The following is a 12,382-nucleotide window of genomic DNA, read 5'->3' as shown; positions in this document are numbered from 1 at the left end:
TATATTGGATAAACAATCACGATTCCACTCATGGATGAAATTAATCTGAGTTTTGTACCGATACGTAAGCGCCCTGCCTCTGAAAATACCCAAAGGTGAACATGTAACTAAAACGGATGCTGGCCTCTCTAGGCAGCATCCGTTTTAGACATAAGCAGTATCATATGTTGAAATTGTACTCTACGGCACGTTTATTATGCTTGGGTTTGCTTGATCAGTTCACTCATTCCTTGGCTAAGCGGCGTAAGGGGGCGTTTCAACAACTTCTCGAAATCGTTGCTTACGACATCCAAGGCTCCTTCACGAATCGCTTGTTGAATGCCGACCACAATAGGGATTGCACCTTCCGGGACTCCCGCACCGAGCATAACCTCGGCATACGTAGCATCATCCACCTGCTGTACAGGAACGTCTTTGCCCAGAACCTCAGCCAGTATCGCTGCAAACTCTTCTTGGGTAATCGGCTTACCGGAGAGCTCGTATATTGTATTCTCGTGCCCTTCGCCAGACAAAACGGTTGCAGCTGCTTGCGCATAATCTGCGCGGGTAGCCCAACCTACTTTACCGGACCCTGCCGAGGTTAGCCAAGGAGCCCCCGCGAGTACGGATTGGATCGTGCCTGCTTCATTCTCCAGATACCAATTATTACGCAGGAAGGAGTAAGGAATGCCTGACTCACGAATGAACTCCTCCGTGATGCGATGTACGGGTGCAAGGAATAGAGTGCTGTCAGCGGCATTGGCAGCGCTAGTATAGGCGATGAAGCCTACTCCAGCACGTACAGCAGCATCAACAGCCGCTTTATGCTGACGGATTCTAGTATCATTATCCCCGTCTGCGGATATAATCAGCAACCGGTCTACTCCAGCAAACGCCTGATCCAGCGTCTCCGGTTTATCAAAGTCGCCATGACGAACGTCGACGCCACGAGACCTTAAGTTCTCTGCTTTTTCTGGATTTCTCACGCTAACAATAAGATCGTTTGCGGAGACAAATGTAAGCAACGTATCTACCACGATGGAACCCAGTTGCCCCGTTGCTCCTGTTAATGCGATTTTCATATGAAATCCTCCATTCAGATTTTATTTACTTTTATATAGTAACTAAAAATATAACACATGTCTAATCTAGAGTCTAAAGGTCTGCTTTTCGGGTAAGAGTGGGTAACCCAAACTTTCCCCAGAGAAAGGAACCTGTATATGAAGAAAGCTATGATCATTGTAAATCCCTCTTCTGGCAAAGAGGAATCCCTCCAACATGTCAGAAGCGTAGAAGAAATTCTACGTGATCAAGGATACGTTGTTACGGTTAAAGAGACGGCAAAGGAACTGGACGCCACCCGTTTTTGCGTTAATGCGTGTGAGGAAGCTTGTGACCTAGTCGTTTCCATCGGTGGGGATGGCACACTTCACGAAACCATCAACGGCTTCATTGATCAAGACCACCGTCCACGACTGGGTGTCATCCCCCTTGGGACAGTCAATGATTTTGCCCGTGCCTTGCACATTCCGCTAAGTCCTGAGCTGGCGATCCGTACACTGACTTCTACCCGCGTGAAAAACGTAGATACGGGCCTCTTAAACGGCCGAATGTTTGCCAATGTGGTTGCCACAGGTTCGCTTGCTGAATCGCTATCAGCTGTATCATCAGACGATAAATCCATGTTTGGCACGTTTGCCTACTTCAAAGAAGGCATGAAAGAGCTTATCAGCCATCCTGCCCACTCACTTATCGTCCGCTATGATGACAAGACCTGGGAAGGGAAATCTCCACTCTTTTTGGCTACGTTAACCAATTCAGTTGGCGGATTCGAGAAACTGGCACCCGATGCGGCTGTTGATGATGGTCTACTTCACTGCTTTATTTTCAAAAACCTCAATATATTGAATACCGTGACGGCCAGCATATCCTTATTTTTAGGCAACCTGAAGGATCATAGTGATATCGTTTACTTTACCGCAAAGCATGTAAGTGTCAGCTCCGCAGAACCGGTCAGTACGAATGTAGATGGTGAGGAAGGGCCGTCTTTGCCTATCGATCTTGGTATTTTACCGCGTCATATCGAGGTAATTGTGCCGGAAGACGTTTAAGTAATGCGGTGCTGGTCCTCAAGCTTGAGGATCATACTCGCTCAATTTCCCCTCGTAGATCAAATGGAATCGATCACTTTGACGAAAATCATCTGGCGTAACAAGAGCGGGCAGTTTGTTCCATATTTTTATGCCGGATCGCTGTAAAATTTCCGCGACGAATTGGGAACAAAAATAGGAATTGCTGAACTCGACTGGTTCTTTGAGTGCAATACCAATCAAACCCAGTAAGTTATACATATATTTTTGACGACTTCGGATAAATACATGTAAAACTCGCTTCATTTTTTCGACTTCACGGTCGGTTACTTGAAGCTCGTAGATAACGCATGTTGTATTCGGAAATCTGCTGTATGTACCTGTCTTAATATCCTCTTTCACGAAACCACCATCCAGAGGGTTATTAGGGGTCTTTCTTCCGAAGCTGTATAACTCCGAAAGTTCCCGGTTGAAGGAAAAGGAGGCGTGATTGTATGGCGCTCTCGTATAGCTTTTAATGACTCTCGTAAGAAACGTTCCCGTATTCGTAAGCAAGATAAAGACGGATTGATCTGCTACCATTTACGAAATTTCCCCTTATCAAGTTTGAATTATTCCTTCATAATAACATAGGAACCCTTATGGAACCCTATTTCGCGATAAGTTGGTGAGTGGTAATGGATAGTTCGCTATTAACGTTAATCCTTATTTTTACAGCCTTATTGGTCATCCATCTGATTTACATAGTAGTAGTCAAAACACAGCCAGACAAAGACTATGCAGCGATTGGGCTTCGCATCAAGACATGGTGGGGTATGTTCTTTATCTTTTGCTTGGCAACTCTTTTCAATCCGATCGTTTCACTGCTTTCCTTGATGGCACTCACCTTTTTTGCGCTAAAAGAATACTTTTCCATGATTAGATCCAGAAAAGCTGATCGCAGATTGTTTCTATGGGCATACTTGGCGATTCCCGTACAATTTTATTGGATTTATATCGGGTGGTACGGAATGTTTATTGTCTTTATCCCTATCTATGTATTCTTGCTGCTACCGCTTCCGCGATTGATCAACAAAGGAACGGTTGGTTTTTTGCGCAGTGTCAGCTCGACCCAATGGGGACTCATGCTGATGGTTTTCGGGTTGAGTCATCTGGCCTATTTTCAGTTTGCTACGCCGCAATACGGAGCGAAACTTGTACTTTTTCTAGTGGTACTGACGCAGCTCAATGATGTCGTACACTATCTAGCATCACTCTATTTCGGAAAGCGGAAAATCGTCCCGACATCCAATCCCAATATAACTTGGGAAGGCTTTGCATTCGCTTTTCCCGTAACTATAGCGGCCTCCTATCTAATCTATCCCTACCTGACGCCGTTTGACCTGAAATTTGGAATTATTTTCGGCATGCTGATCAGCTTGAGCGGTTTCTTCGGCAGCTTAACGGTTTCCGTGCTGAAGCGGGATTTATTAATCGGCGATGATGATAAGTTCGATGCTTTGAAAAAAAGCTATTTAAGCCGGGTGGATAGTTTGACCTACACTTCGCCCGTCTTTTTCCACGTAATTCGTTATTTTTTTGACTTTATGTAGGATCAACTGTATTTTTCTTGGAATCTCTCTACTCTATTTTCCTTCATCACTCCACGATACTCTGCTTGCTTCTCACGTTTTCACTTTAGTTAGTCGGGGTAAGTACACTATATCGGAAAAAGTCCTTATCCCTTAAAAACAATCTTGAGGAGGCATTAGAAATGGCAGAGCACAATCATGTTGTAAATAAGGAAGGCGAATTGGCATTGAACAAAGTAGATAACGCATTAAATCGGATAGACGACAGCAAAAAGGATGACATTCTGAGCAACTTTGATTCATTCAAAAGTTATTTGAGCGACAAGATTGAAATGGCTCAAAATATTGGTCTGAATGAGGAATTGATCGCAAAAGCAGCTGAGAAGATAGCTGGATATCTGGCAGCCAAAGAAGAACCTCGAAACAGCGAGGAGAAGCTCCTCCAGGAGCTGTGGAAAGCGGGGGACAAAGAGCAGCAGCATGCGCTTGCCCATATGCTAGTACGCATGGCACAATCCTCGTAAGAATACATGCTTTAGAAAAAAGAGGCTCCCGGCTGAAACTTCGGGAGCCTCTCTTCTTTAATTCAAGTTCTTATCGCTTTGAATTAATGCACCTGATCCAGCAATTGATATGCTTCTTCCTTCGTTTTAACCGCCAGGAGCGCTTCTCTGAAATGATCATCCATCAGCTTACGCGACAGCATTTGCAGCACTTTCAGATGCGCATTTTCCTTGCTATTGCGCGGTACGGCAATCATGAAGATCAGTTTTGCTTCACTTCCGTCTGCACTATTCCAGTCAACACCGCCCTGCTTGATGCCGAAGACCACGCTTGGCTTCAGGACCGCTTCCGATTTGCCATGAGGAATGGCAATATTCATTCCAATGCCTGTGGAGCCTTCTTCCTCTCTGGCTAATATCGCCTGTTTGAAATCACTGGCAGAGCTTACGGCTCCAGTTCGCTCAAGTGCTCCGATCATTTCATCAACCACAGCATCTCGTGTCGTTCCTTCCAGATCCAAATTAATCAGATCCATCGTTACAATATCCGTCAGTTTCTCAATGTGAATTGCTTGTGGAGAAACGGCTGGCCCATTATTTGTAACAGTTGTTGAAGCAGATGACTCCGTAGCGTCCGTTGTAGTAATCGCAGATTGTCCAGCTTCCCCAGTAGCATCCGGAGTTACAGTTGCTGCAATATCTTTTTTCAGCAAGCTCACTAAGACAACCGATACGGCTGCGCCGACAATAACGGCGATAAAGAACATAAGCACATGGTCTACTGCACCAAGTACAGCTACAATCGGTCCACCGTGAGCTACCTTGTCACCTACATTCCCCAACATCGCAATGACTGAACCGACCATGGATCCTACCATGATACTAGGAATAACACGTAGTGGATCTTGCGCCGCGAATGGAATTGCACCTTCGGTAATACCGAACAACCCCATTGTGAATGTTGCCTTCCCAGCCTCGCGTTCCTCAGGTGCAAATTTACGTTTGTTGATCATCGCTGCAAGTCCCATCCCAATCGGCGGAATACAAATCGCAACGGCAATTGGCCCCATAATTTCATAATTCCCTTCGCCGATCATGGCCGAACCGAATAAGAAAGCAACTTTGTTCACAGGGCCGCCCATATCAAAGGAGATCATCGCACCTAGAATCAATGCCAGTAGAATTGAACTTGTACCTTGCATACCTGCAAGCCAACCTGTCAAAGCTTCAAACAATTGTGCGACTGGAGCACCAATCACAAAGACAAAGATTAATCCAACAATTAAAGATGCCAATACAGGGATAATAATTATAGGCATGATCGGCTGTAATGCTCGGCCAACCTTGATTTTTCGAATCCCAAGTGCAACATAACCCGCCAGGAAACCAGCGATAATGCCGCCGATAAATCCAGCCCCCGCCTCACTTCCATAAAAACTGCCGTTCGCAGCAATGAATCCGCCAACCATACCCGGTGCAAGCCCCGGTCTATCTGCAATACTCATCGCGATAAATCCGGCGAGGATCGGTATCATAAAGGTAAACGAAGCCGAACCGATATCCTGAACCGTCTTCCAGAATGAACCGTCCGGTATAACCAGACCGCCTGGTGTCTTCTCACCGCCAATCGTCAACGCAATGGCAATGAGCAATCCCCCAATGACGATGAAGGGTACCATATAGGATACACCGTTCATCAAGTGGCGGTAGATGGGATTTTGTTTCGGTTTGTTCTCCTGTGAGCTACCTTCGGCAGAACGTGACTCTGCTTGGTACACAGGTACATTACCCTTCATCACCCGCTGGATCAATTCTTCTGGACGGCGAATGCCATCCTGTACGCCAACGACCAGCAGTTTCTTACCGACGAAGCGGTCTTTAACCACCGTTTTATCCGCTGCAATAATAATGCCGTCTGCCTCACGGATCTCCTGCTCGGTCAGTTGATTTTCGACTCCAATGGAGCCTTGTGTCTCGACCTTCATCTCGACGCCCAGCTTTGCTGCTGCCTTTTGCAGATTCTCAGCTGCCATATACGTATGTGCAATTCCGTTAGGACATGAGGTAATCGCCAATATCTTCATAGTCATTCCCCTTCTCTCTGTTGTTTCCGCTTACATTGATAGTATAAACGCCTATCTTGCTGTTATCGGACGAACTTTTTACCGGAACTTTCGGAAAAACGGAATTATACCAACAAAAAACAGGACCTATCTATAAGTCCTGTTCCAGAGCACAGCTTTTGATTTCAGTTTATCCCTTCATTCTCCCTAATAATCTCATCGCATCGGTCTCCTTAGATAAGGCATGAACCAAAGCAGGCTGCTCACTGATCAGGGACAACTCCTTAAATAACTGGCGCATTTCTTCCCGCCCATCCTGTTTGACCGCAAGCAAGAACACAAGCTCTACTTTCTCGGTTCCCCAGGTAAGCGGCTGCTTCAAGGTAGCGATTACAATGGAGGACTGCCTTATCCACTCAGAACCGCCATGCGGGATGGCTATGCCTCCCCCAATCGTCGTGGCCGACATTTTTTCTCGCGCCAGTACGCTGTCCACATAACCAGGCTCCACATATCCTTTGTCCTCCAGTATTTGCGCCAGCTTGGAGATCAATTGTTCCGGATGCTGCACTTCCTGCTGGGGAAAGACCAAAAAAGGTGTTGTATATTTAAAAAATACCGATTCTTCTGCTGCCCTATGTTCCGGCTCATCCAGTCGTCGGATCACTTGCTCCAGTCGACGTTCGTCCTTGACATCCAGCAAGGGAGAGACGAGAATGTGCGGAATGTTCATCTCTGGGAGATCTACAGTGGTAATGACGAGATCCACCTCCTGGGCTGCCAGATAGTCCTGGACTTCTGCTTTGGAAAGGGTTGTCTCCACATGTACAGCCGGAAATTTACGTTCCACCTTGGTGCGTAGCAGTTGGGACATACCGATGCCCATGTGACACACGATGATGGCTCTCTGGGGATGACTCTCTTTCTGGTGCAATCGCTCCACAGAAGCCTGAAAATGCAGCGTTAAATACGCCGCCTCCTCCTCGGGGAAGGATAGCCGGGTCCATTTTCCCACCTCCTCCAGTGTAATAATAACTCGGTCGAACATGTAGGGGTACATCTTCTTGATCTCGGCCAGCATAGGATTGGACACGGTCAATCCATATTGAAGACGGTTCAGGGTCGTATATAAATGGACATTCAACCCTTTCAGTAACATCTTGTCTTTAGAAAAGGCAATCATATTCAGCTCAGACATCCGCCGGACTAACTGCTCAATCAACTCAGGCAAAAGCGGGTGGCTATCTGCCAGCTCACCTTGTTTTCCTGTTCTTCCCTCCTGCTGGTAACGGAACTTCCCGCTAAGCAGGTGCAGAGTTAAATACGCCGTCTCTTCCTTGGAAAAAGGCACAGCAAACAACTTTTGCAACTGCTGCAAAAAAGACGTAGCCCATGTAAATTCGCGTCTCTCCTGCAAAAAGGCAATGTCCTGCTTGGAGAGCGAAATGGGTTGTCCCATCTTGGTTCGTTTGACCATTAAGAGGATATGCAGCATGAGAGCTTCGAAAGCTTCGTCAGTAAAGCTGAGCTCATGGCGTTTTTGAAATGCTTTTAATTCATGATTTATGGTTGTAATCTCGTGCGATTCAAACTGTTTGCGCATCATCTGTCCTGTTAACTCAGGACTGTCAATCAGCTGGTTCATACGCGCCAAAGCGATGCGCTTATTTTTCTCAGAGCCTAGAATGGTCAATCCAACGCGCTGCTTGGTAATCAAAGCCAGATCAAAGCTGTGCAGCCAGCCATCGATCTTCTCCATATCTCTACGAATCACCGTCTTGTTCACATAATACTGTGAAGCTAGATCCTGGATGGTCACAGGCTTGGCATTCATCAAGAGCCGATAGGCGACATGCAGCACCCTTTCCTCATCCGACTCATGTTGGGCTGTACTCTCGTCCGCATACAGTCGATGGAACAATTCATTCTGATCCGCTTCACCCATCTCCAGATAAATGCCGCGTCCCGGCCTTCTCACCAGATTGGCATCAGAATGCTTGACGATATAATCTTCAATTACTTTCAGATCGTTGCGGATCGTCTTTTCAGAGCAGTCGGTCAGATCCGCCAGATCCTGCGCTAACCACAACCGGTCCGGTTCAGTTAACAACATGCGTAAAATTTCCATTTGCCTTTTATTCATTCCATTCTCCCATCTTCCAAAATAAAGAATGTCCAGGGCATTTCGAGCTATATTTTTGCTGGTTTTGTGTTGACTTTAAGTATACTCCAAGTAGTACATTTAAAGCATGGTGGCCGCCAAATTCAAGAATAATGAAAAGAGGAATCGCTCATGATCATTGGAAAAACAGCTCTTATTACTGGGGCCAACAAAGGCATCGGGTATGAAACAGCCAGACAATTGGGGGGTATGGGTCTTACAATCCTGATTGGCTCACGGAATGAGCAGAGCGGCCGGGAAGCGGTGGATAAGCTGGCTAATGAGGGAGTAGAAGCCCAATTGATTTTGTTAGACGTGACGAATCCAAGTACTATTGATTCCGCAGTCCAACAGATCAAACAAGAATTCGGTTCCCTTGATGTACTCATCAACAATGCCGGCATATCTTTAGGAGGAGCCACTCCTCCAAGTCAGTTCTCTTTGGACGATTTAAGAGAAACGTATGAAACAAACTTGTTCGGTTTGGTCGCCGTGACGCAAGCCATGCTACCTTTATTGCAAGAATCCCCATGCGGTAGAATCGTTAACTTGTCGAGTGGCCTTGGTTCTTTAACCTTTAATAGCGATCCTGAGCATAAGCATGCCCATTTTAATTTGCTTGCTTACAATAGCAGCAAAGCAGCGGTTAATATGTTCACCGTCACCCTTGCCAAAGAATTCAAAGACTCACCTCTCAAAATCAATTCGGCTGACCCTGGGTTTACCGCCACCGACTTAAATGGCTTTACAGGAACGGGTTCGGTACAGCAAGCCGCTGCTGTCGTTGTTCGTTTAGCCACTTTAAATGATGGAGGGCCGACAGGAGGATTTTTCGACGCCAACGGAGAAGTACCTTGGTAACTGCTACTAAGGAGCTGAATACTTTGCAAGAAATTCCGGAGACGATAACCTCTATTAGCCAAGCCGCAGAACTAACAGGTTTAACAGAAGATACCATACGCTATTATGAGCGAATTGGCTTGCTGCCTTATGCGGAACGAAAGGCTAACGGCCACAGGTTCTACAGTAGAGATCAGATTCTCGGAATTATCTTTTTAACCCGATTAAAAGCCACTGGGATGACCCTAGAGGAAATGAAGCATTATCGAGAACTTTCGGAGCAAGGTAACATTACCCTTCCTGACAGATACTCCTTACTTGAAAAACATAATCAGAAGATTCAACAAGAAATTTCCAGACTGATGGAAACCCAAAAAATTATTGAGTATAAGCTCAACCATTATCGTGACCTCTCTACCAATCCTGATCTTAGCGATACGAATTGCAACCCTATAACACCCAGCACCAATCCCCTTTTTTAAGGGGTTTTTTTATTTTCAGCGGGAGATTGATGGAGCTCTCTTAATTCCCTATAATCCAAATATAGCATGAATTTCTAGGGGGGAATAACGATGATCACCTATATGAGATGCAACGATGTCAGCATGGAACACATTTTCCAAGCATTTTCGCTTGGGTTCTCGGATTATTCCATTCGCCCGACCACGGATCAGGACGATTTCGCAGCACGTTTTTTTGGTCCTGAGGGTAATACACGGAATCACTCTTTCCTTGCCATGGATGAGGATCAACCGATCGGCTTAATTCTCGGCGGTGTCCGGCAGTTCGACGGGTACAAGACCATGCGTTGCGGCACGCTATGCATCGCTCCGGCTTACCGCGGTCAGGGGATTAGCAACAAGTTGCTGGAATTACATAAACAAACAGCCATCTCCGCGGGTTGCCAGCAGCTATGGCTCGAAGTCATCAAGGATAATCATCGGGCCGTCAAATTATATGAAAAGCAAGGCTATCAGCCACGCTATACGCTGAAATACTACAACGGCACTCTGCCCTCCGCCCCACCCGCTGCCCTCTCATCTTCGTATATTTTTAAGGAAGTTACATTTGATGACATCGCAGCTTTTCGAAAGACCCTTATCGACTGCCACATCCATTGGCAAAGTGACACACCTTATTACGCCACCAGTAGACAGGAAGCTTTTCTCGGCATCTACGAAGTAAATCAAACGTGCCTCGGCATGGTGAGCATGAGTGCTAAGGGTAAAATCAACTTTCTTTGGGTCGATCCTAAGCATCGCAACCAAGGATTAGGATGCGCCCTCCTTCATAGAGCAGCAGAGATCCAAAAGATTGAGAAGGTGTACATCTGTCTGTCCGACAATGACTCTCTTGAAGGCTTTATCCAAAAAATAGGTCTCTCGAAAGACTCCATTGAGCAATATGAAATGGGTATGCTGCTGAAGGTCGATCATGTTGTACAATGATCAACCTTCTTCCTATCCATGCTCCCCTGCTTGATTCACCTAATCTATCATTTCTGAGAACGATTGATATACACTGATTTGACCAATGCGCACATGTAAAGATCATCATATTTCCCTAACGTAAATTCATATTGGGAGAGGAGCCCTTCTTGCCGAAAGCCTGCTTTTTCAAGCAACCGCAAGGATTGGGCATTCTCTGGCTCTACTAGCGCCTGAATACGGTTCAACGAGAGAAAGGGATATTTATAATAATTTCTTTGTTTATAGAATGTTTTCCTAAACATGGATTATAAAATGACCGTTAATATAAAGAGTGTGTTTTTAATTATTAAGAAGAGGTGTATTTTTTGGACGAACAGCACATATCACACAATCCGCAGGAAACTTCAAGACAGACGTACATTCAGCATGGCCAAAATTATGGAGTAGATCCAAACAGGATGGCGGCGTTATCAAAAACATACGGGAATTCTACTCTGTTTAGACGGTGGGGAGCAACGGTTTTTGATTGCATATTTTTTGTAATCGGGTATATTTGTTTTTTTATTTCTGTCATTCAAATAACGGACAGATGGTTTTTGCCTTTAGCGATTGCAACCCGTTGTATTCTGCTTATTGCTTTCTTCAGCTATTATTTACTTTTGGAAGGTTACACAGGCTATACGCTGGGTAAGTTCGTTTTTCGTATTCAGGTGGTTAACGGGGAAGGAAAGCCTCCTGGTTTTCTTAAATCACTCATTCGTACGCTGCTCAGGCTAATCGACACCAATCCATTGCTAATGGGTGGGATACCTGCTGGTATCAGTGTGTTAGTAACTGCATCAAGACAACGAATTGGAGATTTAGCTGCAGGTACATATGTTGTAAAGGTACGGGATTTAGAGCCGATTAGCAAAAAGACAATGAAACGTTCGCTCTTTATATTTTTTACCGCAATGGTGATCTTGGGAGCCTCGTTTGTAAATGCTATTTTTATACTTGCAGACAGTTACGTACCTCCTGAAGTTCCGGTGAGCAAGAAAGAGCAAAGCTATGTAAGTAAAGATGGACGATTTCAAATCACGGCCCCGCTGGACTGGTCAACAGACCCGGACCGTGAAGGAAAGGCAGAGATTGCAATATTTAATCCGTACATCCAAAAGTCCGTTGTGGTACTATCCCACTCAAAAAAGCAATTGGGCAATATAACTCTCCAACAGTATGGTAAGAAAGCTGAAAATAACTTAACCAAAGAGTGGAACCTGTCCAGTGTAGGACCTGTCTCTAACACAACCATTTATGGATATCCTGCCCTTGAGTTCGTGATTAAAGGCAAGAAAGATGTGGACAAATATGTTACCCATGTAGCGATTATTGAGACCGAAAGTAATTACTACCAGGTGCTTGGATATGCACCAGCGTCTAAAGATGCCCGTTTAAAGAAAGAACTACACGACATAACCTATAGCTTCCGCGAGGTTCGTCATTAGACAGCGTGGCTGGCAATAAAAAGGATAGACACAAAAAGCAGGTGCTCCTATGAGCCCTGTTTTTTTGCGTACAACTATACTCTTCCTTAGATTACACTCAATACAAAAATATATAACATCGTCTAATGGATTATCATAATACGCTGCAATTTCACATCTATGATAAAATTGACTGACATGTTCGGTAATCCGCCTTATCATATTGTTCAGATGCACAATGAATTGAAAACCCTTTCATTAAGGTGGTACATAAAATAC

At 45.2% G+C, this 12,382-nt stretch carries 11 protein-coding genes; 7 read left to right on the top strand and 4 right to left on the bottom strand.

Annotated features, from left to right (window positions below):
• Positions 1 to 194: 194 nt before the first annotated feature.
• Entirely contained in the window at positions 195 to 1,061 is an 867-nt protein-coding gene (locus NLX74_RS04620; protein WP_061829777.1) for an SDR family oxidoreductase, read from the bottom strand.
• A gap of 138 nt (positions 1,062 to 1,199) precedes the next feature.
• Between NLX74_RS04620 and NLX74_RS04615 the strand changes: the two genes are divergently transcribed.
• A complete protein-coding gene (locus NLX74_RS04615; protein ID WP_254328056.1) occupies positions 1,200 to 2,090 on the top strand; it encodes a diacylglycerol/lipid kinase family protein in 891 nt (296 codons plus the stop codon).
• 18 nt (positions 2,091 to 2,108) lie between these two features.
• Here the strand turns inward: NLX74_RS04615 and NLX74_RS04610 are convergent, their stop codons facing one another.
• The gene (locus tag NLX74_RS04610; protein ID WP_254328055.1) at positions 2,109 to 2,651 is read right to left on the bottom strand and encodes a hypothetical protein; all 543 of its coding nucleotides are present in this window, start codon (positions 2,649 to 2,651) and stop codon (positions 2,109 to 2,111) included.
• A gap of 95 nt (positions 2,652 to 2,746) precedes the next feature.
• Between NLX74_RS04610 and NLX74_RS04605 the strand changes: the two genes are divergently transcribed.
• Together NLX74_RS04605 and NLX74_RS04600 are read left to right on the top strand one after the other, a co-directional pair.
• Positions 2,747 to 3,661 (top strand): phosphatidate cytidylyltransferase, encoded by a 915-nt coding sequence (locus NLX74_RS04605; protein ID WP_023991047.1) that lies wholly within the window; start codon positions 2,747 to 2,749, stop codon positions 3,659 to 3,661.
• A gap of 161 nt (positions 3,662 to 3,822) precedes the next feature.
• Positions 3,823 to 4,164: a DUF3243 domain-containing protein gene (locus NLX74_RS04600; protein ID WP_254328054.1), complete on the top strand. Its 342-nt coding sequence runs from the start codon at positions 3,823 to 3,825 to the stop codon at positions 4,162 to 4,164.
• An 83-nt stretch (positions 4,165 to 4,247) separates the two neighbouring features.
• On the opposite strand, the gene NLX74_RS04595 is transcribed toward NLX74_RS04600, so the two are convergent.
• Both NLX74_RS04595 and NLX74_RS04590 read right to left on the bottom strand, forming a co-directional pair.
• Positions 4,248 to 6,227: a PTS fructose transporter subunit IIABC gene (locus tag NLX74_RS04595; protein ID WP_254328053.1), complete on the bottom strand. Its 1,980-nt coding sequence runs from the start codon at positions 6,225 to 6,227 to the stop codon at positions 4,248 to 4,250.
• 169 nt (positions 6,228 to 6,396) lie between these two features.
• Complete coding sequence (locus tag NLX74_RS04590; RefSeq protein ID WP_254328052.1) at positions 6,397 to 8,349, bottom strand: BglG family transcription antiterminator; 1,953 nt, start codon at positions 8,347 to 8,349, stop codon at positions 6,397 to 6,399.
• Positions 8,350 to 8,499: 150 nt separating this feature from the next.
• On the opposite strand from NLX74_RS04590, the gene NLX74_RS04585 reads away from it, so the two are divergent.
• The 4 genes from NLX74_RS04585 to NLX74_RS04570 all read left to right on the top strand — a co-directional run bounded on the left by NLX74_RS04585 (position 8,500) and on the right by NLX74_RS04570 (position 12,124).
• The gene (locus NLX74_RS04585) at positions 8,500 to 9,228 is read left to right on the top strand and encodes an SDR family oxidoreductase (RefSeq protein ID WP_235306765.1); all 729 of its coding nucleotides are present in this window, start codon (positions 8,500 to 8,502) and stop codon (positions 9,226 to 9,228) included.
• Positions 9,229 to 9,251: 23 nt separating this feature from the next.
• Complete coding sequence (locus tag NLX74_RS04580; RefSeq protein ID WP_254328051.1) at positions 9,252 to 9,689, top strand: MerR family transcriptional regulator; 438 nt, start codon at positions 9,252 to 9,254, stop codon at positions 9,687 to 9,689.
• Positions 9,690 to 9,779: 90 nt separating this feature from the next.
• Entirely contained in the window at positions 9,780 to 10,655 is an 876-nt protein-coding gene (locus tag NLX74_RS04575; protein ID WP_254328050.1) for a GNAT family N-acetyltransferase, read from the top strand.
• Between the two features lie 347 nt (positions 10,656 to 11,002).
• Complete coding sequence (locus NLX74_RS04570) at positions 11,003 to 12,124, top strand: RDD family protein (protein ID WP_254328049.1); 1,122 nt, start codon at positions 11,003 to 11,005, stop codon at positions 12,122 to 12,124.
• The last annotated feature ends 258 nt before the right edge of the window (positions 12,125 to 12,382 follow it).

Source organism: Paenibacillus sp. MZ03-122A, assembly GCF_024213325.1.
GTDB classification, from domain to species: Bacteria; Bacillota; Bacilli; order Paenibacillales; family Paenibacillaceae; genus Paenibacillus; species Paenibacillus polymyxa_B.
The sequence above is the reverse complement of the archived record's forward strand: the minus strand, read 5'-3'. Positions and strand labels throughout refer to the sequence as shown.

What these genes read in the sequence shown, in the direction of transcription:
- NLX74_RS04620 (WP_061829777.1), bottom strand. Translation starts at nt 1,061, where the DNA reads ATGAAAATCGCATTAACAGGAGCAACGGGGCAACTGGGTTCCATCGTG.
- NLX74_RS04615 (WP_254328056.1), top strand. Translation starts at nt 1,200, where the DNA reads ATGAAGAAAGCTATGATCATTGTAAATCCCTCTTCTGGCAAAGAGGAA.
- NLX74_RS04610 (WP_254328055.1), bottom strand. Translation starts at nt 2,651, where the DNA reads ATGGTAGCAGATCAATCCGTCTTTATCTTGCTTACGAATACGGGAACG.
- NLX74_RS04605 (WP_023991047.1), top strand. Translation starts at nt 2,747, where the DNA reads ATGGATAGTTCGCTATTAACGTTAATCCTTATTTTTACAGCCTTATTG.
- NLX74_RS04600 (WP_254328054.1), top strand. Translation starts at nt 3,823, where the DNA reads ATGGCAGAGCACAATCATGTTGTAAATAAGGAAGGCGAATTGGCATTG.
- NLX74_RS04595 (WP_254328053.1), bottom strand. Translation starts at nt 6,227, where the DNA reads ATGAAGATATTGGCGATTACCTCATGTCCTAACGGAATTGCACATACG.
- NLX74_RS04590 (WP_254328052.1), bottom strand. Translation starts at nt 8,349, where the DNA reads ATGAATAAAAGGCAAATGGAAATTTTACGCATGTTGTTAACTGAACCG.
- NLX74_RS04585 (WP_235306765.1), top strand. Translation starts at nt 8,500, where the DNA reads ATGATCATTGGAAAAACAGCTCTTATTACTGGGGCCAACAAAGGCATC.
- NLX74_RS04575 (WP_254328050.1), top strand. Translation starts at nt 9,780, where the DNA reads ATGATCACCTATATGAGATGCAACGATGTCAGCATGGAACACATTTTC.